The organism is Paenibacillus kribbensis, assembly GCF_001705305.1.
Classification (GTDB): Bacteria; Bacillota; Bacilli; order Paenibacillales; family Paenibacillaceae; genus Paenibacillus; species Paenibacillus kribbensis_B.
Genome location: NZ_MCBP01000001.1, coordinates 374,162 through 395,205, shown reverse-complemented (window position 1 = coordinate 395,205; position 21,044 = coordinate 374,162). Strand labels below are relative to the sequence as shown.

The window sequence follows — 21,044 nt, the reverse complement described above, 5'->3', positions numbered from 1 at the left end:
CAACCCCATTGAATATTAAGGGAACTGCTCTCTCGGCTAAAGCTGTAGGGGACTCTTTTTTCCTTCCACATGTTCTTCTAAGCACTTGATATATATAGATGTCTATGTAATAATGCAGGTATGTTAAAAAATAATGCAGCTGCACTGATAGGAACGGTCAGAGACTCGATCAACAAATTGATTGTGTCTGAGCTCGAATCCTATGGAGTTGAAGGGATTGTTCCTTCCCATGGTGGAATATTAATGTTCCTCTATCAAAAGGACGGGCTTTCCATCAAGGAATTGACGCAAAAAATTTCTCGCCAGCAGCCCACAGTCACGGTTTTGGTCGACAAGCTAGTGAAGCTGGGATATGTCGAGAGAAAAAAAGAAGGGGAGGATAGCAGAGTAACCCTGATTTATCTTACCGATAAGGGGAAAGAGCTGGAGCCTGTATTTGAAGCGATCTCCAATAAATTAAAAGAAACCATATACGGTGGTCTCAAAGACGAAGAAAAAGAACAGCTGGAATATCTGCTGGAACATGTAAAAAACAGATTATAAATTTTTTTTTGGATAAATGTATAGATATCTATATTTAAGTCAAAATAACTATAAAACATCTGGAGGTAATTGAAATGAAACATCTTATCGTCTATGCTCACTCTAACGCTGAAAGCCTTAACCACGCTATTCTGGAAACAGTCGTAAATGCTTTGAAGGAAAAGGGCGATGAAGTCATTGTACGCGATTTATACGCACTTGATTTTCAACCTGTTTTAAAACCTGAGGATACTGCCGCTATGAGAGCCGGACAAACTCCCGCCGATATCAAGGTAGAGCAGGAATACATCACACAATCCGATACGATTACATTTATTTCTCCTATTTGGTGGACAGGTCTTCCTGCTATCCTGAAAGGCTACGTTGATCGTGTATTTGCCTATGGCTTTGCATATACGTCTGGTCCGGAAGGGATTCATAAGCTTCTTACAGGTAAAAAAGGTTTTATTGTAAATACACATGGTACACCGAACGAAATTTACGATAAGATCGGGATGACCGCAGGTCTGAAGATTACTTCAGATACGGGTATTTTTGATTTCGTTGGAATTGAATCCGTCGGTCACTTGCTGCTGGGAAGTATCGGCTACCTTGATGAAGACGGCTATAAAGGACTGTTGAAGCAAGTCCAAGACACTGTTAAATCGGTGCTGTAACGAAACTATAGTATCACATTGAAAGGCTGTTCTTACCGTTAAGAAATGTACGACAGTCTTCAAATGAGGAGGTCAACCAGTATCTACTGGTTGGCCTTTTCTTGTATATAAGCTGATTACGTATGCATTATGGAAGGTTAAATCGTTTCGCAGTACAATCTCCCGTTAATTAGCAATGGTTTCAACGTCGGAATTTATTCACAAATAATTCATTGTTATTATCATTGGTAATTCATTATAGTACATAGTATTAATAGTTAACTGTATGTATTATATGTTTTGCGGAGGTTTACTATGAAAGATTATGAACTAAGGGACCAGTTGAGAGAATCCGTTAATCGGATTTATGACATGGAATTATTCAGCAGCCTGACGGAGCTTGTCCAGGGGGAAAACCATGTGCTTCAATATTTAGTTCAGCATCGAGAGGATGAAATTAATCCTTCCATACTCAGCGACCATCTGCATGTATCCAGATCAAGAATAACGGCAGCGCTTACGGGCTTGAGAAAAAAAGGGTATGTCACTATGGAGATGTCGGAGCAGGACAGACGACGGATGTGTGTCAGGCTTACACCAGAAGGTGAATCCCTGATTAAACAAAAGCAAGAGAGAATAGAAGGCTATTTTGAAGCGCTTGTAGCCGGTTTGGGCGAGGACGATGTGAAGGAATTTATACGGTTGATTGAGCTTTCCATGAGCATTATGAATTCAGCTTCCGCTGGAAAATAACATAAGATGAGGGTGTACAGAATGAGGTATAAAATAATAGCAGACAGTTGCTGCGACTTGACGACAGAACTTAAAGAGCAGTTGCAGATTACTACGATTCCATTAAACATGACATTGGGAGAGAAATGCTTCATTGATGATGACACGCTGGACTTGCCTCAGTTCATGGAAGAAATGAAAGCCTGTACAACCAAGATTGGATCTGCATCACCTTCCCCTTTGCTTTACAAGGATGCCTTTCAAGACACGCGTACTTCTTTTGCCATTACATTATCCAGCAACCTGTCCAGTTCGTATGCCAGTGCATTGGTAGGAAAAGATATGGCGGAGGAAGAACACGGGGCGGATGTCCATGTATTCGATTCAAAAAGCGCATCGGCTGGACAAGTTTTGTTGGCTCTAAAGCTTCGCAAGCTGATCGACGAGGGATATCATAAAAGCGAGATTATATCTTCCCTGGAAACCTTTATCACAAAGATGAAGACTTACTTTGTGCTGGAAAACCTGGATAATTTGGTGAAAAACGGACGAATGAATAAAATTACAGGTAAGATTCTTTCATTTTTGCATATCAGGCCTATTTTGGGTTCCGACGGTGACGGGAATATCGCCTTATTTACACAAGCGCGCGGTCAGAATCAAATCATCGAAAAGTTGGCGGATACCATAGAAAAAAGTGGTCGGGATACCGAAGGGGAAAGCATCGTCATTACTCACTGCAATAATCCCGGTCTGGCGGAAAAATTGATGACTGCATTGAAGAATCGTTATCAATTCAAAGATATTCATATTGTGTCCACCAGAGGGATCAGTTCGATGTATGCCAATGATAAAGGTATTATTATGGCTTTTTAAGCTATTAAGGGTTTATCCTCGCTCGAACGAGTGTGGGATAAACCCATTTTTGTAGGCTGAGGCTATGCATAAGCTCAAGCCTATTTCAATTTTCTGATGATGACAGAAGCGTTTACGCTGGTTTGAGTTCCTCCAGCCAGTGTTTGGAGGGTAACTGGAGTGGCGGAGCTATGATTCCGCAGAGTAAGCACATCCCCACATGCCAGATCGAGGATGGCTTGCCCTGTGTTCTGCTGCGTGCCGGCTCCTGAACCGTATAGGGTTCCTCCAGCCAGATTGCCATTAATATAGATGGCAAATTGATTAGGCTCTACACCCGACACAGAAAAGTGAAGCTCATAGGTCCCTGCGTCAGTAACAGCAATCTGCGTAGTCCCGGGGACATGAGTAATTCCAGGCGTAAGTATACCGTTCGTATCAAATATGACATCCCCTTCAATCGGAATGAGTCGAGGTCCTAGGTTGTAAATATAACCGAACTGTGCCACTCCATCTGCGGCAGAGCCCCCTCTTGTCTCTATAGCGTCAGGAGCAATATTCACATGGACAAGTTGTTTTTTGACAATAATATTCTTGCCCAAAGATTTTCGTTTTGGGCGGACTTTTTTCTTTGGGGGCTTTTCATCGAACTTTTTTTCAAGTTTATCAAACCAGGAACGGATGAAAACATCTTTTTTACGACCTTTTTTTCGTTTTAATTCAGGACGACCCAATACAAACACCTCCATATGGTTTGTTGTATACTACTCCATTCATCTAGGGGAGGCATGGATATCTGTCCTGTGTTTCATAGGCAATGAACTATCTTTGGTTAAAAATAGGCCTTTGTATGAGGTGCATTCGTCTAGTAAGTAAAATGGCGCCTTCGCTGTAGCCTTGGATTATTCCAAGAAACAGTCGAAGGCGCCGGGAGAGGCATGTATCAGGATGAAGCGGTTTGAAGCCGCTTTTTGCGCACGTATAGGGCGTACAGAATGCCGCCAAGCAGGCACAGGATACAGGCAAAGCCTGCCAGCAACCATGCCGAAGCGACTGCTCCGCCGCGATCCATGCTGTTTCCAAGCCATAAGGGCAGCAGGGCTCCTCCGACTCCGCCTGCACCGATAAGCAGGCTGGTGGTGGATTCTTCTGTACCTGGCATCATTTTGCTGGCAAAAACGAGTGCGATGGAAAATATGCCGGACATGCCGAGCCCCAGCAGCGCAATAAGGACAAAGGCGCCACCAGTGCCCTTGATCAGCGGGAACACGCACAGCAGCAGGGTTGCTGCCAGCGAGCTCAGGGCGACAAAGACACCGTAGCCGTACCGATCGGCAATGTAGCCTGTGAATAGCCGCCCGAAGGCCATTGCCAGCCAAAAGCAGGTGACACTGAGTGCTGCTTCGGCTTGCGTGAGTCCCAGGCGCTCAATGAACATGGAGGGCAGGAAATTAGCCAGGCTCATCTCTGTCCCTACGTAGATGAAGAAAAAGACAACGAACAGCGCCAGCAGCCTCCAATTCCCTATAGGGCTAGCTTTAGATGCCTTCACCTTCGGTGAATTAGAGGAATGTGGATGGTTGTTCCCTCGGTGTTCCTGTTCGTCCAATACCGTGTCCAGCGTGCCGAAGGACCCCCGTAGCCAAGCTACGACCGCAATGGCTGCGAACATGGAGATAATGGGAAAAGCCAATCTCCACCAACCGAGAGCAATGAACTGGCTGGCGATAGCGGGCATAGCCAGCGCACCGATTCCAAAGAAGACTTCCAGTCGGCTCATGGCCGCACCTGTTCCTTGGGTAATACCGCTAATAACAATAGTGCCGATGAGCGCTTCTACCATGCCAAAGCCAAAGCCGGCTGCTGCTCCGACGGCGTATAGCCATCCCCAAGGCGGCAGCAGCGAATACAGTACTTCCGCCGTACACAGCAGGAGTAGAGCAAATACCAGACTTCGGCGTTTGCCGAAATTCCGTGCAAGCCAAGGCGACAGCAGGACGCCAGCCAGAAAGCCGGAAAATTGGGCGAAAATCAGGCTTCCGCCCTCCGTATAGTTCCTGCCGTAGTGATCCAGCAGCACAGGCAGCAGGGAACCTACAACCACATGTGCCAGACCGATCAAAAAATAAGACAAGCTGCCAATCCATAGCAGTCGTTTCATGTTGAACTCCTTTGATCCCTAGAATGATAGCTCCAGCACTTGAAAGCCGTAGCCTGCAATGGAGATATCTCCTTCCAGAAATTCGCCGCTAATCAGCTCTTTCCCTTTTTGATCACCCAGATGAACATGTTGTACCTGTGCGTTATGGTTCAGGATGAACAAGTACGATTTTCCATCTTTGGAGCGTACAGTAGCTTCTACGCCCGCAGGAGCGCGCAGCAGGGATGCAATCCCTTTTTCCTCACAAATGTAACCCAGCAGGCCATCAAGGAAAGATTCCTCAGGGTCTGAGGCGACATACCATGCCTCACCTTGACCCAAGCGATTGCGTGTCAGCACCGGCATACCTTGGTAGAAATCATCGCCATATTCGGCCAGCACCTCGGCACCTTCGCTGTGCAGCAGGTCACAGAGCATGCCGCATTGATATTCTCCCTGCAATGCACCGACCTTTTCTTTCATGATGATGCGATTGTGTGATTCCGGCAAAAGCGCGTCAATTTCTTCTACCCAGATCCCGAGCAGCTTACGCAGCTTGCCCGGATATCCTCCGGTTGTGACCAGATCGTTTTCATTGACGATGCCGCTGAAAAAGGTGGTAACGAACGTGCCGCCGCGCTCCGTAAATTGTTCCAGCTTCTCAGCGGTGCCCGGCTTGACCATGTAGAGTACAGGCGCGATAATGAGATCATATTTCTGGAAATCCGTTTCTACGGAAATCAGGTCTACCTGCACGCTGCGCCGGAAAAGGGCTGCATAATACTTGTGCACCTGATCGACGTAATTCAATGCAACCGAGGGCCCGCTTGACTTTTCCAATGCCCACCAATTATCCCAATCAAACAAAATAGCTGCTTTGGCATCGACGGTCGCGTCAAGGAACCTGTCACCTAATGCTCCAAGCTCGCTACCAAGTTGTGCCACCTCGCGGAATACACGTGTGTTTTCATGCCCGGCATGCTCAATCACAGCTCCGTGAAATTTCTCACAAGCACCGATCGAGCGGCGAAGCTGGAAGAACATGACCGTGTCCGCGCCATGCGCTACCGCTTGGTAACTCCAAAGCCGCATAATGCCGGGCCGCTTGAGCGAATTATATGCCTGCCAATTTTGCTGGCTCGGTGTTTGCTCCATGAGCATAAAGGGCTGCCCATCCTTCAGACCGCGCATCAGATCGTGTGCCATCGCGGTATAGCTTACAGGGGTATTAGCCTGCGGATAGCTGTCCCAAGACACAATATCCATGTGCTTAGCCCATTTGAAATAGTCCAGTTGCTTGAAAAAGCCCATCAGATTGGTCGTTACCACAGCATGGGGAATATGCTTTTTAATCGCGTTATATTCCAGTAGATAGCAATCGAGCATACTATCCGAATTAAAGCGTGCATAATCAAGGGAAATACCTTGAAAGGTGGAGTGATTTTCTCCCCAATGCTCGCTCAGATTATTCGGGGGTACAATCTCATCCCAATCATAGAAGGTGTGGCCCCAGAAGGAGGTGTTCCACACCCGGTTCAGTTCTCCCAGCGTCCCATATTTTTGCTTGAGCCACACCCGGAATGCGGCGGCGCAGTTGTCGCAATAGCAATCACCGCCGTATTCATTGGATACGTGCCACACGAGGATGGCGGGATGGTTTTTGTAGCGTTCGGCCAATCGGTCAGCCATATGCTCCGCGTATTTACGATAGGTTGGACTGTTCGGACAGGAGTTGTGGCGGCCGCCGAATTTCCGCTTGCGTCCGTCAGCATCGACCCGAAGAATGTCCGGATAACGGGTAGCCATCCAGGCGGGGTGTGCTGCAGTGCTGGTAGCAAGACAAACGAAGATACCGCTTTCATGAAGGCTGTCAATCAATTGATCCAGCCATTCAAAATGATATGTGATTTCGTCCGACTGAATTTTGGCCCATGAAAATACGTTGACTGTGGCGATATCAATCCCTGCCAGCCTGAACATCCGTAAATCCTCCTGATGTGTGGCCTCATCCCATTGCTCGGGATTGTAATCTCCACCATAAAATACTTTAGGAAGTTTGCCGCTTATCATGCCAATCACCTCTATATATAAGAATAATTCTATCTTATAATACAAATAACGGCTTTTAAATATAATAAAATGAACTTCGATATAACAATATGGATCTACAAGAGAAATACATACCCGCATACGCCGGAGGTGTTTTTATGATTTTGACTCCCCATCATTTGCGATTTTTTCTGACTACGCGTGAGCACTCTTTGCCGCTTTTTATTGAGAGCATCGGATTCAACAGCAGACAGGAGGATGTGTCCCGTCCAGAGGGATATCCATGCTTTCACTGGATTCAGACGGTGTCCGGTGAAGGGATATTTACATTTAAAGGGGGAACTTTCCGTCTGGGTGAGCAGTCCGGGGTGTTGCTGCTGCCAGGCGAATCCCATGCGTACAGACGGGCGACAAAGGTATGGCGAACGTTATACATCACATTTGATGGCCCCATTGCCGCTGCTGTACTGACTGCTCTCGGATTGAAGCATACGCGCGGGTATCATTGGGACAAGGAGAGCGAGCTGCATACCTTTGGAGAAGGTATCCTTCATTCCCTGGTTAGCGAACGTGATTTATCCGGATTAGATGCTTCGGCCAATATGTACCGCTTTTTGACGCTGTTGCGTAAATATGGGCAATACAGCTCGATGCCTTCTCTTTCGCATAATGTGGAGCGTTTGGCGCCTGTTCTGGCGTTTATGGAACAAAATTACGCCAGTCCGGACGTGGGATTATCTGATATGGCGGTCATGATGAATGTAAGCGCCCGTCATTTAAATACATTGTTCAAGCAGGCTTTTGGCGTGACATCCTATGCATACCTGATTGTGATTCGGCTGCGCAAGGCTAAAGAAATGATGACAGAATACCCGCATTTGACGGTTAAGGAAGTTTCGGAGCGGGTCGGGTTCCGGGATGCCAGTCATTTTGTGGCAACTTTTCGCCGTGCTGAGGGAATTACGCCGGAAAGGTTCAAATTACTGTATACTTAAGGGTATTTTATCGAAATACTCTTTCTTACTCGGGAATGCTCATTATACGAAGCATTCCTTATTGTTTTTTTCAGGATGAGGGGGTATAAAATAATAGTTCATTTGTTTCATCAATCTGATGTGCAGGTGACATAATAAACATACGATCCACAGTTCTTCTGCAAAACCCCCATCCAAGAAGGAGTTAACGAAATGCTGAGTAAAGTCAAACGATTATTAATTGGTCGCCCTCGAAAGTCGACGGCCCTTGAAGAGGAGAAGCTAAACAAGCTCAAGGCTCTGGCCATTCTGTCCTCAGATGCATTGTCTTCAGTAGCTTACGGCACCGAGCAAATTTTGCTGGTTTTGATTACAGCGGGATTTGCTGCCCTATGGTATTCCATACCTATATCCATCGCAGTACTGGGATTGCTGGTCATTCTGATTCTGTCCTATCGGCAAACTATTTTTTCCTATCCCGGTGGCGGTGGTGCCTATATCGTCGCTCAAGATAATTTGGGCAAGGCCCCGAGTCTGATTGCAGGCGGTTCCTTGCTGGTCGACTACATTCTTACGGTTGCGGTCAGCTCGTCAGCAGGGACAGATGCCATCACATCGGCATTTCCATCATTACACGATCATCGAATTGCGATTGCTCTGACCATGATTATCTTTTTGACCATTATGAACTTGCGCGGGGTGACGGAATCTGCCTCAGTGCTGGCTGTACCGATTTACTTATTTGTTGTTGCCATTTTTGTTCTGATTATTAGCGGTATTATTCATTACCTGGCAGGGGGAGCCCATGCTGCAGCCCCGCAATTTGGAGCTACAGTATCCAATGTCAGCCTGTTTCTCTTACTGAAGGCGTTTAGCTCGGGCTGTTCGGCGTTAACCGGGGTAGAAGCTGTCTCGAATGCCATTCCGAATTTTCGCAAGCCTGCTGCCAAAAATGCGGCAACCACATTGATGATGATGGGCTTGATTCTCGGGTGCATGTTTATCGGGATCAGTTTGCTGGCTTATTGGTACGGTGTTCGTCCGAATCCGCATGAAACAGTTATCTCACAAATTGCGAATGCCACTTTCGGACGCGGTGTCATGTATTACATCATTCAGGGTGTGACGGCGCTCATCTTGTTTTTGGCGGCGAATACAGCCTATTCTGCTTTTCCATTGCTCGCTTTTATGCTGGCTAAGGATAAATACATGCCGCATATGTTCATGGTTCGTGGAGATCGGCTCGGATACTCGAATGGTATTCTGTTTTTAAGTATTTTCTCAGCATTGCTGGTCATTGTATTTGGTGGAAATACCGGAAATCTGATTCCGCTGTATGCTGTAGGGGTATTTATCCCGTTCACACTTTCGCAGCTAGGGATGATGATTCGCTGGATTCGGCTCAAGCCGTCCGGCTGGGTCGTCAAGCTTGCCATTAACACGATCGGTATGCTGACCACGCTGTCGATTACGCTTATCTTTATCTTTACCAAGTTTAGTCAGGTGTGGGTAGTATTTATTTTCCTGCCTCTGGTTTTGTATTTCTTCACGAAGATCAGTAGACATTATGAAAATACAGCTGAGCAGCTGCGTATTGACATTACAAAGGATAAACCGATGGTCAAAGGCAATACAATTATTATTCCGGTGGCGGGCATTACTCGGGTCGTCATGAATACCATCAGTTATGCCAAGACCTTATCGGACAATGTGGTTGCAGTATATGTCGGTATGGATGATGAAGCGATTCGTAAAATGGAACAGAAATGGGAAGAGTGGGATGTAGGTATTCGATTGGTGGTCCTGCGATCCCGTTATCGCAGCATTATTAATCCGCTCCGCAAGTTTATTGATACAGTGGAATGGAAAAAAGCAGACGAGGATCATATTACCGTCCTTATTCCGCAATTCATTACCAAGCACTGGTGGGAAAATATTCTGCACAATCAGACCAGTTTGCTGATGAGAGCTTATCTGATCAATTACAAAGACGTGATTGTAACGACGGTTCCTTTTCATTTAAACAAATAAAATGACTGCCAATTGGCCCATGCTCATTGATGTATGCTGCATATCGTATTATGTACCTTATATTAAAGGAGGAAATGACACATGGGTCACGTTGGAGGATACGGCGGTGGAGCATGGACTTCCACAACTGCAATTTTGGTATTGTTTATACTACTGGTCATCATCTCCCTTACGTTTTGGATATAACGGTCCTGCAAGGGAATAGGGAACAGCTAACTATAGATTAACAATTTGAACATCTTTTGGCCGCGGGTCGTGCGGCTGGGGATGTTTTTTTATATACGGAGTTATTTACTTTGATGATACGTTTTGTGTATTATAGATACAAAATGTATCGAAAAGAATCGTTATGGAGGGATACGATGCTCGAAGCCAAGGGTGAAGTGGAACATGACAAGTTGCAATTTGTAGATACGCTGAGAGCGGTGGCCATTATTGGGGTTTTGCTGGTGCATGTCAGCCAGCACGTGGACGGAATCAACGAATGGATACAAAAAGGCTTGAGTATGGGGGCGAAAGGAGTCGCTTTATTTTATCTGGCCAGCGCTTTTACGCTGTTTCTGTCTCTGAGCAGACGTTCGGGGGACAGGAGGGAAGGTATTTCGGCTTATCTGATACGTCGTTTTTTTCGAATTGCTCCTTTATATTACGTAATGCTCGTGATCTATTTAATGGTGAACGGGACAGGTCCTCGATTTTGGCTTGGGGATCAGGAGGGGGTCACGGTCGCCAATATTGCAGCGCATGTCCTGTTTTTGAATGGCCTGAACCCATATTGGATCAACAGCATTATCGGTGTGGAATGGTCTATAGCGGTGGAATTTATGTTTTATCTGTTTGTCCCCTTATTATTTAAGCTGATCCGATCAGTCCGCCATGCTGCCTGGTTTGTCATGATTGTGCTTGTGCTAAGCTACGGGCTAAATACGTGGTTTGCCCAATATCCATGGATTAGTGACCATTCCTTATGGGGGCATTATCTGTATTTATGGTTTCCGAATCAATTGCCTGTCTTTGGGCTCGGAATATTGTTGTTTTTGATCTGGAAGCACGAGCGGCATTGGAAAAGCATAGACCGGGTCAGTGGGGGCTTGCTGCTTGGATCTGTACTATTTGCGTTTTTTGGAGGTATGACGGATTACCTCATAGGTGCCGGGCTGCTGCTGGGAGCGTATGCCTTGTATCATTGGCAGCCGATGTGGCTGCTTAATCGGGTATGGTCATGGATTGGTCGTCTCAGCTACAGCATGTATTTAACGCATATGCTGGTTCTGAGTCTGATCATTCAGATCAAATTCCCCTTTGCCCCGATGGTCAACCTCATTATAATGTTTACGATGACGTTGCTGTTCACCACTGGACTGTCCTGGCTCACCTATTCGTGGATTGAACAGCCCGGTATCCGCTTTGGGAAAAAGCTCATATCACGTATGAAGCCTATACGTTCACAGGGAGATTCGGTCAAGGAAAGCGTTGCTTAAGCTTACTTGAAGATTACATCTGATAACATTTCGTTGAAGTGCTTGAAGAAATTTATGGAATCCTTGAAAAGATCTCTTGAAAAGTAGTTCCCAGCCCTTTATATTCGAGGTACAGCCAAGTTTTTAAATATACCGATGAGGTTTGTTGGAATTGTAAAGGAGATGCGTGCATGCTTGTGAAGCCGATCAGCTTTTTGCTTTTTTCAACGCTTGAGGGAGTGGCTGTTTTTGCACTGATTCTTAGTGTTTTTCAAGTCAGATTGACCCCTTATCTGTGGCAGGCCATTTGTGTAAATCTGATTATGAACATACAAAGCTATTTGCTACGAGAGGGATGGTCCCTCTCGTATTTGGTGCCTGTCATCAATATGCTGCTTTTTATTTTTTTACTCGCTACCGTGGTGAAAATCCCGATTGTGTGGTCAGGCATGATGACAGTAACAGGCTATTTTGCGTATGCTGTTATTCAGTCGGTGTTTCTAAAGATGCTGTTCGGCAGTTTGCCGATTTCTGAGCTGCAGGATGGTTCCTTGAAGGGCTATCTGCTGCAATCGATAAGCGCAATTGCCGGGCTGCTCATCTCATTTATGTTGTATCGAAAAAGGATCGGCTTCTCGCCTAGTTTCAAAAAGCTTAAATTTAAAGAGGAATACGGTATTGTCATCACGCTGATTATCCTGTCTCTCATTTCAACTTCTATTGTGCTGTACTATAACGAGGTATGGTTAAATATGATGTTTTTTGCACTGGTTTCTGGCTTCTTCATCTATTATGCGATCGGAAAGGATACCAGGATGATTGAAACGATGGCTTCCAAGCTTGCTAACCAGATCAAAGGCACGGTGCCGGACCATCCGGCCTCCGTTCCGGTGCTTCAATATGCACTTGCTCTCATTATAAATGCATCCATGATTATTATTCTGACTCTATTCGCTTCTCTATTCACGGGGCGGATGGCAGAAGCTGCAACGATTCTCATCGCTTTTGCCCTGTTGCGCCAAATATCAGGAGGCATTCATTTGAAAACAGGAATGGCATGTGTGGTGGCGACCTCTGTCGCTTTTACATCCATATCCTGCATCTCTTTGGACAGCTGGTGGACAAACCTGTTTACCGGAATAGCTCTTATGCTTGTTTTATGTTTTGCCCCATCCAGAATTGAAAAGCAGTCGCGTATTCCAGCTCGGTTTTACCCTCTCCTGCGACTGTTATCCTCCATACTTGTATGTACTAATTTTGTAATCGGTTCTTCTGTAGTGGCTGTTGCTTTTATGGTCCAAAGCCTGACATTGATTCGGGGAAGGAGGTGAGAGGAATGGTGAGAAAAATAGTATATGGTTTAGCGACATCCTTGTCTATGTTTGCAGCATTTGCTGTATCGGTAGCGAGCTATGTGTATGTTTATCAGGGCGATACACCCGAGGAGCTGCTTAAATGAGCAAGATCCGAGAATAGAAGAAATGAAATGATACATAAAGCTGCTATTCGGCAGCTTCTTTTTATGCAAAAAAATCAGGCGCTCCATGAAAGAAGCGCCCGAATGGGAGAGGAGAAACCGGACGAAGAGCTTATGGGGAAACGTAAGTCTTCTCCGCGGTTGTCTACGACATTGGTTGAATGCCGATATCCTAAGGATGCCCAGGGAAGGATTTTTTATACCTGCACGATCCTACGTTTTTCAAACGGCGGTGCATGTGGTACGATAACGTCATAATCTTATATGGTTATGAACACATATAGAAAATAGGTGAGTTTCAGCGTGAGAGTGGTATCGGGTAGTGCCAAAGGAAGGCCGTTAAAGGCAGTTCCCGGCACAGGGACGCGGCCGACCACGGATAAGGTCAAGGAAGCGCTATTTAGCATGATAGGTCCTTATTTTGATGGGGGAGTCGCACTTGATCTGTTCGCTGGCAGTGGTGGCCTGGGCATAGAGGCGCTTAGCCGGGGGATGGACAAGGCGGTTTTTATTGATATGGAATCGAAAAGCATTGAGGTCATTAAAGAAAATTTACGAAAAACCGGATTGGAAGGACAGGCTGAAGTGTTCCGTAACGATGCCGGAAGAGCGCTCAAGGCGCTCGCAAAACGTGGAGCTCTTTTTGATGCTGTTTTTCTGGACCCGCCCTATCGTCTCAAACACGGAGATGAATTGATGAGCCGTATGGCTGAATTGGACTTGCTTCGTTCAGAGGCAATCATCGTGCTGGAGTATGAATCCGGACATGAATACCCGGAAAGCTTCGGGCCGTTCGAGCAGGTCAAAAAAGCAGTCTATGGTGAAACAGCGCTATCCATCTATCAATTTGCAGCCGATGCTTTGTCGGACGCCGAAGAGCATACAGAAGCCGGAGTGACTAAATCCGGCATCACCGAATCAGACGGGGAGGACCATCATGATTGAGCACAAACCACGTATTGCCGTATATCCGGGAACCTTTGATCCCGTGACGATGGGGCATCAGGATATCATTCAAAGAGCAGCCAGACAGTTTGATATACTGATTGTCGCGGTTCTTAACAATATTAGTAAAAATCCGCTATTCTCGCTGGAGGAGCGAATGGAGCTATTGCGGACCGTAACCCGTGATATTCCAAATATTGAGGTGGACAGCTTCCGTGATCTGACAGCCAATTATGTACGTCAAAAAGGGGCTCAGGTTATTGTTAGAGGAATACGGTCGGTGACTGATTTTGAATACGAGTTGCAATTAGCCTCTACGAATCATAAGCTGAACCCGGATGCGGAAACGATCTTTATGATGACGAATCCAGCCTATTCATATCTGAGTTCCAGTATGGTGAAGGAAATTGCCCATTTTGACGGCAAGGTCGTAGATTTGGTAGCTCCTGAGGTCGAGGACGCGCTGCGTTCCAAGGTCAACGCGAAGCGTGGCGGCTCCACCATGAAGTCATAAAGGAAATGACCAGTAATATAAGCACAATCGTAATCAAGAGGGTGACGGACAGCACGGTCAGCTGCCAGGGATACATGGATGCACCTTCCAATTGTGTGAGAAGATTGGTGGATTCCGTCATGACGGAGTGTGCGACCCTGTCATATCCGCCTTCTGCAAAGGAAGAAGCCGAACTGCCACTGATGTAAGCTGGAATTGTATTGTTGGAGATGCGAGTAAGAGGTGTCCATGCCACCAGCGTAAGCCCAAAGGCGATAAGTCCATGAAGCACTCGCGACAAGGTGAAGGTGATGCCTTTGTCGGACGGTTTGGTGACTGCGGTAATTTGGAGCCAGCCGCATAGACCGCCCCAGCCCAGCACGGCGCTGATTAGCGCCGTTTGGGTGCGGAGATCGTAAGACAAGCGGCTGATTTCATAGGAACCCAGATGGATTTCCATCCAGGCAGGCCATACAAATGAATATGCTCCTTGGCCTAAGTATATGGATATGAGTCGAATCAGTACGGAAAAGAAAATAATAAATCCACCTGTTACCATAAGCGTCTGTACAGCATGAGACACGGTTTCGCCCAGCAGCTTTCCGAAGCTGCGGCCGTCCCGCTCTCTGGCAGAGCGTGTAGCATCCCATGCGGATTGGATCAGGGGGGCGGAAGTACGGGAAACAGAAGTGCGCCGAAGGGCAGCTGGCGTTTCCCGTTTTTGCAATTCCTTTGACGTAGCAGGCAGTCTGGCTGTAATCCAGCCTGCCAGCAGCCCGGAGATCCAGTGAATAGCCAGTAACATCCCGCCTACAGTAGCATTGTGCAGCAATCCTGTTCCGATGACGAGCAGGATGGTGATCGGATTGCAGAAGTGAGCGATGGCGGTCAGCCGCCTGAGCTGGGGCTCGGTCATGTCCTCTTGCTGCGCCCATTGGCGCACCGCCTCCGCAGCAGCCGGGAAGCCAGCGGTCAGGCCGAGGGCCAGCACCCAGCCGCTTCGTCCAGGCAGCCGGAACCAGAAGCGCATGAACGGCTCCAGCAGGACACCCAGCCCATGGACGAGACCGAAGGCGATGAGCATTTCGGATAACATCAAAAAAGGGAGCATAGCCGGGAAAATAATACTCCACCATAGCTTAAGTCCTTGGGCAGAGGCTTGAAATACCTCTTCTGGTGAGGTAACAACAGCCAATACAAGCAGGATGGCTCCGAAGCCAAGCAGCAGGGTTGTCCAGTAAGGGGCGGTATGGGCTTCCTTTTGTGTCAAAGGGTTCACCTCTCATCCATATACTAAGAAAGTCGGATGCTATCGTCAGCGTACTATTCACGATGTTGTCGGTATGGGTTGTTCATATACTTTGTCTTGTCGTAAACAATGTATGCTTATTCGAAAGGCTTGAGAACAAGCAGGTGCGCAGGATTGATTGGCGTAGTATAGGAAAGTCGGGCTGAAAGGGGGAGAAGCGATGAAGCGAATCAGCCGCAAAAGTGCTTTTTTTTCAATCGGCTATATTTTGATGCTGACCGCAATGGTCTATGTGCTGGTCTATATGCCAACCCCTTATCTGATCTATGGGCCAGGTGGGGCAAACGAAATCAAACCGATGGTTACAGTCCGGGAAGGTGATCGCAACGAACGTGGCACCTTTATGATGACGACAGTATCGGCACGTTATGCCAATCTTGTCATGCTGGGCATGTCCAAGCTGGATAGCAATTCGGAGATTCAGCGCAAGGAGGATCGTCTGCATGGAAGAAGTGAGGACGAATACACAGCAGAGCAGGTATGGTATATGGGGGATTCCCAATCTTCCGCCATGGAGGCTGCCTACAGCCACGCCCATATCCCATACCGGATTGTGCCGGATTATGTGTATGTGTTTAAGGTGCCCCGATCAAACAGCGTGTTTGAGCCCGGAGATAAAATATTGGAGTTGAACGGCACGAGGGTAACGGATAATCGCTCTATTCGGATTGCCTTGGAAAATGAGAAGGCGGGGACCAAAGTCCAGGTAAAGCTCAAGCGCAATGGCACCTTGCTGACGGTGCAGGCTCCGTTAACGACCATCACGGACAGCGAGACGGGCAAACAACGTCCCGGCTTTGGTGTCAGCATTGCCACGGTGCAAAAGGTAGAGCCGAAGGATGGACGTAAAACGATTCATTTTACATCCACAGATGTTGGTGGACCTTCGGCAGGTTTAATGTTTACGATGGAAATTTATAATCAGTTGACGCCCGGTGATCTGAGCAAGGGATATCGTGTAGCTGGTACGGGAACTATTGATAAGGACGGTCAGGTGGGAGCGATCGGTGGTGCAAAATATAAAATTGTCGCCGCTGACCGTCAGGGAGCAGAATTGTTTTTTGTCCCGGCGGATAATTATAAAGAAGCCAAGGCCAAAGCTGAGCAAATCGGAACCCGGATGAAGCTCATTCCGGTGCGTACGCTTGACGATGCGCTGAATTATATGGAAAAGCTGCCCATTAAACCATAATCGGCGGTCGCAAGTAATCGGCATACATATCGCGGATGGCGGGACGCGGCATCCCGGTTGCGTGTATGGCGGCAGCGGCCGTATCCCAGTCCAGATGGGGATGTGAGCCTACAGACGGCTTGACCCATACAGGAAGAGTAGCTGTCTGCTTCATCCGGGCCAGCAGCTCGCGTCCAGCCGCATTAAAGCCGAGCACACGGATATAACCGGGGCCTTTCGCCAGCTCAGCGGGAGTCATATCGGTTTTGGCATGATTCAGCAAAATATGTGCAAGCATACGCTGAAGCTTCGTACGAGTATATCGCCTTGTCTTGACGGCAGCGAGTAATGCTTCCACCGAAGGCTGGGACAGCGTGTACAGCGATTGCCGCAGGCGATGCTCCAGCCCTTCGGTGACCTCGTGCAGCTCCGCCAGCTGCTGCGGGCTGCGCGTGATCAGGGCGTTCAGCAGCGGCTGGCTGAACGCTTCCCATTGCAGCGGCGCGCGTCCGGCTTGCCACTCGCGCCGCAAAATCTCCAGTGTCGCCGCTGGTACATACGGCGACGCGGCCTCCGGCCCGCCGTCCAGCAGGAGACGGCGGATGGCCGTAGCGCTGGCGATGACTCCGTCCGCGGGCGCCACGGCTTCATGGTAGCCCGATCCGGTGCGGGCTACGGTGAAGGGCTTGATTGTGCTGCCCAGCCGTTCCAGCGCAATCAAGTAATGCAGCCCGAGCGTATTGTTGGGCTGCTGCATGAGGGCGGCCAGCGCAGCGCCGTCCGCCCCTTCGGCCGCGAGCGCGGCTGCGGCTCCCGCGTAGGCGGCGGGATAGCTCGCGCCGCTGCGCAGGCGCTGCGCGATGCCGGCCTTCAGCTCGGCCGGCTCTGCCGTCAGCACGCGGGCCAGCGCGCGCAGCGGCGCGATGTCTCCGCTCTCGCTGCCGAAGCAGAGCGCGTCGACGACGCCCGTGGCGCGGAGCAGGGCGACCGTCCCGTGGGCAAACCATTCTGCGGGCTGAATGGCATAGGCCACAGGCAGCTCCACAACCAGGTCCACGCCCATGGCGAGTGCCATTTCGGTGCGGGACCATTTATCCGTAATCGCGGGTTCCCCCCGCTGGAGGAAAGGACCGCTCATCACAGCCACCGTGCGCTCTGCGCCAGTGATGCGAAGAGACTCCTTCCAGTGATGAACATGTCCGTTGTGCAGCGGGTTATACTCTACAATAACTCCGAGTGTTTTCAAGGCGGTATGTCGGCTCCTTTCTTTATAGCTGAAAAAGCTTTATACTCGCATTATTGTACACGAAGAGTGGCGGAGGTACGAATACGCTCAGGTACATGATCCGTGCAACGTATTTTCGCTTCCTCATAAAACGTGCTATACCATTGGAAGACCAATGGGTTTGTATGTGGTGTAAAGTGAAAGGTGTTGACAAACGACTCGATCAGTCGGTATAATAATTTTTGTTTGTTTGGAGTGATAGTGATGCAACTATTTTTTCGCAAAGTAGCAACAAGTGACGGTCCTTTTCCTATCCGTGAATCTCTTAATGTGAGTGAATTGGTGGATGATCGTGCTGATGTTACGGCCGTTTCCCCGCTGGAGACCGATCTGGTCGCCGTTAGTCTGGGTCAAGGCTTGATGAGCGTGGAAGGTACGCTGACCGCAGGTCTGGACATGCTGTGTTCACGCTGTTTGAGCCCGATGCACGAGGATTTGAAGATTGAATTCCGTGAACGGTTCAAGCAAACCTCTTCAGGTAGTGAAGAGGAGGATGAAGATGGCGAATTTATCGCAGTGACGGAGGATTCCTTCGACATTGCACCGTATTGCAAAGAACTGTTTGTACTGAACGTGCCGTTTGCGCCTGTGTGCAGTGAGAATTGTCAGGGGATCGCACCAGCGGCCGGACAAAACTGGAGCATCGGCTCCGATGACAGTGATGATGGCAGTACGGACAAGATTGATCCGCGTCTGGCAGGGCTTAAGGATTTTTTTAAATGAGAATTGAGTTCAATTCTGAAAAAATCATCATCCGCTTGTGCTGGAGAGTTACAGAACCCGTGCACGGATGTTGCAGGCTTGATTCACCGGCTGTAAAGTAACTGCTTCCGCTAGTTACCTTCAGTCTTGAATGAGATAAGAAGTCATACCCGCTTTTGCGGGGTCGATTTGGTTAAGGAGGTGGGAATAATGGCAGTACCTCAACGGAGAACATCCAAAACTCGTCGCGACAAACGTCGTACTCACTTTAAACTGGCAGTACCAGGTATGGTGAAATGCTCCGAATGCGGCGAATTGAAACTTGCTCACCATGTGTGCAAAGTTTGCGGAACGTACAAAGCTAGAGAGATTATCTCTCAATAATGTCCGATAAGTGGATTCTTTGGAATCTTCGCAGGGAAAGTGACGCTTCACTCCAGTGAGGCGTCACTTTTTTTATTTGCATGCTTTCTTTTTGTGTCAGCATGCTATATACTGTTTTAGTACCAGGTTCTAAGAAAGAAGGGCCGAAGGGGTTCCTTTATACATACAAGAGATAACAAACTGGCTCGAAGCTTTTGCCGTTAGAACGTGAAGTAACCCGAACCGTCGGCTGAACGGCAGTTTATTGCAGGGAAAGGAGGCGTCACTGACATCGAACGTTTGCCGAAAAGACAGAGACAGCAGCGGCTGACTCAATTGATTGATGATAATCCGTTCGTAACGGATCAGGAATTGACGAGACAACTGAAGGTAAGCATCCAGACGATTCGGCTGGACCGAATGGAACTCGGAATCCCGGAATTGCGGGAGCGGCTAAAGCTGATGGCTGAGCGCTCCTACGATCAGGTTCGTTCCTTGCCATTGCATGAAGTGATCGGGGATATCGTTGATCTCCAATTGGACCGAAGCGGTATTTCCATCTTTGAAATCAAAGAGGAGCACATCTTTTCACGCACCGGCATTGCACGGGGACATTATGTTTTTGCTCAAGCCAATTCATTGGCCGTCGCCGTGATTAATGATGAGATAGCACTGACCGCTTCGGCGGATATTCGCTTTGTCCGCCCGGTTCATTTGGGGGAGAAGTGCATTGCCAAAGCATATGTACGCTCAAATCCTGAGCAAAAAGGGAAGGCCAAAGTGGAGGTATTTGCCTACGTAGGAGAAGAAATGGTGTTCCAAGGAAACTTTGTCATTTATCGCTCCACGGAGGAAGAGTATAGCGAAGGAGGAAGTCAGCATGCGGATCGCCATTGATGCCATGGGGGGAGACAATGCTCCTGAGGCGACAGTAGAGGGTGCGCTATCTGCGGCGGCGGAATGGAAGGATACAGACATTACGCTGGTTGGTGACCGTGACCGGATTGAATCGGTTCTGAACGGCAGAGCGCTGCCTGCGAACCTCAGCATTCGTCATGCATCTGAAATGATCGATGCACAGGATGAGCCTGTAAAGGCAGTACGGCGCAAAAAGGATGCCTCAATGGTCGTAGCTGGTCGAATGGTCAGAGAAGGCGAAGCGGATGCCATGATATCTGCAGGCAATACCGGTGCGCTAATGACCACAGGGTTGCTGGTGGTTGGAAGAATGGAAGGGATTGAGCGTCCGGCTCTTGCCCCGATGATACCGACGATTGATGATCAGGGTGTGTTGGCACTGGACTTGGGAGCCAATATGGATGCCAAGCCCGAGCATCTCGCCCAATATGCATTGATGGGGAGCCTGTATCGTCAGAAAGTTCACGGTATGGCTTCTCCAAGGGTAGGTCTGCTGAATGTCGGGACCGAAGCCGGGAAGGGCAATGAATTGACGAAACTGGCATTTCCTCTCATTGAGCAGTTGCCTGTCCATTTTGTGGGTAATGTGGAATCCAGAGATGTGTTAACCGGAAATTGTGATGTACTGGTGTGCGACGGATTTGCCGGAAACATCATGTTAAAATCACTGGAGGGTACGGCCGGAGCGATATTTTCTCTCCTGAAAGAGCAGTTCACCAAGTCTTTAAAGACCAAGCTGGCGGCGGCATTGATTATGCCCGAACTTCGCGGTCTAAAGGATAAGCTGGACTATAAGGAGCATGGCGGAGCTCCCTTGCTGGGGCTGAGCGGACTCGTCTTGAAAAGTCACGGCTCGTCTGACGGCGTTGCCGTCAAAAATGCGGTAAGACAGGCCCGCACGGCCTTGCAAAACCGCTTGGTGGAAAGTATATCCAAGGAAATTAGCAGGAAGTGAGTGACGA

General features: G+C 48.3%; 22 protein-coding genes. 17 read left to right on the top strand and 5 right to left on the bottom strand.

The annotated features are described in order from the left end of the window. Positions 1-120 precede the first annotated feature (120 nt). From BAZ21_RS01805 to BAZ21_RS01790, 4 genes are all read left to right on the top strand, one after another. Positions 121-543 carry a MarR family winged helix-turn-helix transcriptional regulator gene (locus BAZ21_RS01805; RefSeq protein ID WP_068496487.1) on the top strand — a complete coding sequence of 141 codons (423 nt, stop codon included), beginning with the start codon at positions 121-123 and terminating at the stop codon, positions 541-543. A gap of 74 nt (positions 544-617) precedes the next feature. Next, positions 618-1,199, top strand: a complete 582-nt coding sequence (locus tag BAZ21_RS01800) for an NAD(P)H-dependent oxidoreductase (protein WP_068496485.1) — start codon at positions 618-620, stop codon at positions 1,197-1,199. Between the two features lie 294 nt (positions 1,200-1,493). Further along, positions 1,494-1,931, top strand: coding sequence for a MarR family winged helix-turn-helix transcriptional regulator (locus tag BAZ21_RS01795; RefSeq protein ID WP_068496483.1), 438 nt, complete (start codon positions 1,494-1,496; stop codon positions 1,929-1,931). A 21-nt stretch (positions 1,932-1,952) separates the two neighbouring features. Next, complete coding sequence (locus BAZ21_RS01790) at positions 1,953-2,786, top strand: DegV family protein (RefSeq protein WP_068496481.1); 834 nt, start codon at positions 1,953-1,955, stop codon at positions 2,784-2,786. 80 nt (positions 2,787-2,866) lie between these two features. On the opposite strand, the gene BAZ21_RS01785 is transcribed toward BAZ21_RS01790, so the two are convergent. The 3 genes from BAZ21_RS01785 to BAZ21_RS01775 form a co-directional block, all read right to left on the bottom strand. Beyond that, positions 2,867-3,499 carry a hypothetical protein gene (locus tag BAZ21_RS01785; protein ID WP_068496478.1) on the bottom strand — a complete coding sequence of 211 codons (633 nt, stop codon included), beginning with the start codon at positions 3,497-3,499 and terminating at the stop codon, positions 2,867-2,869. Between the two features lie 209 nt (positions 3,500-3,708). Beyond that, positions 3,709-4,926 carry an MFS transporter gene (locus tag BAZ21_RS01780; protein WP_068496476.1) on the bottom strand — a complete coding sequence of 406 codons (1,218 nt, stop codon included), beginning with the start codon at positions 4,924-4,926 and terminating at the stop codon, positions 3,709-3,711. A gap of 18 nt (positions 4,927-4,944) precedes the next feature. Beyond that, complete coding sequence (locus BAZ21_RS01775; RefSeq protein ID WP_068496474.1) at positions 4,945-6,975, bottom strand: beta-galactosidase; 2,031 nt, start codon at positions 6,973-6,975, stop codon at positions 4,945-4,947. Between the two features lie 137 nt (positions 6,976-7,112). On the opposite strand from BAZ21_RS01775, the gene BAZ21_RS01770 reads away from it, so the two are divergent. From BAZ21_RS01770 to coaD, 8 genes are all read left to right on the top strand, one after another. Continuing rightward, entirely contained in the window at positions 7,113-7,949 is an 837-nt protein-coding gene (locus tag BAZ21_RS01770; protein WP_068496471.1) for an AraC family transcriptional regulator, read from the top strand. Positions 7,950-8,141: 192 nt separating this feature from the next. After that, positions 8,142-9,959 (top strand): APC family permease, encoded by a 1,818-nt coding sequence (locus tag BAZ21_RS01765; protein ID WP_068496469.1) that lies wholly within the window; start codon positions 8,142-8,144, stop codon positions 9,957-9,959. Between the two features lie 81 nt (positions 9,960-10,040). After that, complete coding sequence (locus tag BAZ21_RS29340; protein ID WP_218061411.1) at positions 10,041-10,145, top strand: YjcZ family sporulation protein; 105 nt, start codon at positions 10,041-10,043, stop codon at positions 10,143-10,145. Positions 10,146-10,321: 176 nt separating this feature from the next. Beyond that, positions 10,322-11,440, top strand: a complete 1,119-nt coding sequence (locus BAZ21_RS01760) for an acyltransferase family protein (protein ID WP_068496466.1) — start codon at positions 10,322-10,324, stop codon at positions 11,438-11,440. Between the two features lie 170 nt (positions 11,441-11,610). Continuing rightward, positions 11,611-12,750 carry an accessory gene regulator ArgB-like protein gene (locus BAZ21_RS29450; RefSeq protein ID WP_256019308.1) on the top strand — a complete coding sequence of 380 codons (1,140 nt, stop codon included), beginning with the start codon at positions 11,611-11,613 and terminating at the stop codon, positions 12,748-12,750. A gap of 5 nt (positions 12,751-12,755) precedes the next feature. Further along, positions 12,756-12,878, top strand: a complete 123-nt coding sequence (locus BAZ21_RS27565; protein ID WP_007429969.1) for a cyclic lactone autoinducer peptide — start codon at positions 12,756-12,758, stop codon at positions 12,876-12,878. A 321-nt stretch (positions 12,879-13,199) separates the two neighbouring features. Then, the gene (gene rsmD / locus BAZ21_RS01740) at positions 13,200-13,841 is read left to right on the top strand and encodes a 16S rRNA (guanine(966)-N(2))-methyltransferase RsmD (RefSeq protein WP_068496462.1); all 642 of its coding nucleotides are present in this window, start codon (positions 13,200-13,202) and stop codon (positions 13,839-13,841) included. After that, complete coding sequence (gene coaD / locus BAZ21_RS01735; protein WP_068496461.1) at positions 13,834-14,355, top strand: pantetheine-phosphate adenylyltransferase; 522 nt, start codon at positions 13,834-13,836, stop codon at positions 14,353-14,355. The genes rsmD and coaD overlap by 8 nt, the downstream gene beginning before the upstream one ends. Here coaD and BAZ21_RS01730 read toward each other — a convergent pair. After that, positions 14,318-15,613 (bottom strand): nucleoside recognition protein, encoded by a 1,296-nt coding sequence (locus tag BAZ21_RS01730; RefSeq protein ID WP_256019303.1) that lies wholly within the window; start codon positions 15,611-15,613, stop codon positions 14,318-14,320. The two genes, coaD and BAZ21_RS01730, sit on opposite strands and share 38 nt — an antisense overlap. A gap of 190 nt (positions 15,614-15,803) precedes the next feature. On the opposite strand from BAZ21_RS01730, the gene BAZ21_RS01725 reads away from it, so the two are divergent. Further along, positions 15,804-16,835: a SepM family pheromone-processing serine protease gene (locus BAZ21_RS01725; RefSeq protein WP_068496456.1), complete on the top strand. Its 1,032-nt coding sequence runs from the start codon at positions 15,804-15,806 to the stop codon at positions 16,833-16,835. Here BAZ21_RS01725 and BAZ21_RS01720 read toward each other — a convergent pair. Further along, positions 16,825-18,060, bottom strand: a complete 1,236-nt coding sequence (locus tag BAZ21_RS01720) for a nucleotidyltransferase (RefSeq protein WP_068496454.1) — start codon at positions 18,058-18,060, stop codon at positions 16,825-16,827. The genes BAZ21_RS01725 and BAZ21_RS01720 overlap by 11 nt on opposite strands. Positions 18,061-18,303: 243 nt before the next feature. Between BAZ21_RS01720 and BAZ21_RS01715 the strand changes: the two genes are divergently transcribed. The 4 genes from BAZ21_RS01715 to plsX all read left to right on the top strand — a co-directional run bounded on the left by BAZ21_RS01715 (position 18,304) and on the right by plsX (position 21,037). Further along, positions 18,304-18,822, top strand: coding sequence for a YceD family protein (locus BAZ21_RS01715; protein ID WP_010346416.1), 519 nt, complete (start codon positions 18,304-18,306; stop codon positions 18,820-18,822). Positions 18,823-19,011: 189 nt separating this feature from the next. Next, complete coding sequence (gene rpmF / locus BAZ21_RS01710) at positions 19,012-19,185, top strand: 50S ribosomal protein L32 (RefSeq protein ID WP_007429979.1); 174 nt, start codon at positions 19,012-19,014, stop codon at positions 19,183-19,185. Positions 19,186-19,464: 279 nt separating this feature from the next. After that, a complete protein-coding gene (gene fapR, locus BAZ21_RS01705) occupies positions 19,465-20,061 on the top strand; it encodes a transcription factor FapR (protein ID WP_007429980.1) in 597 nt (198 codons plus the stop codon). Beyond that, on the top strand, positions 20,045-21,037 hold the full coding sequence (gene plsX / locus BAZ21_RS01700) for a phosphate acyltransferase PlsX (RefSeq protein ID WP_068496452.1): 993 nt from the start codon (positions 20,045-20,047) through the stop codon (positions 21,035-21,037). The genes fapR and plsX overlap by 17 nt, the downstream gene beginning before the upstream one ends. The last annotated feature ends 7 nt before the right edge of the window (positions 21,038-21,044 follow it).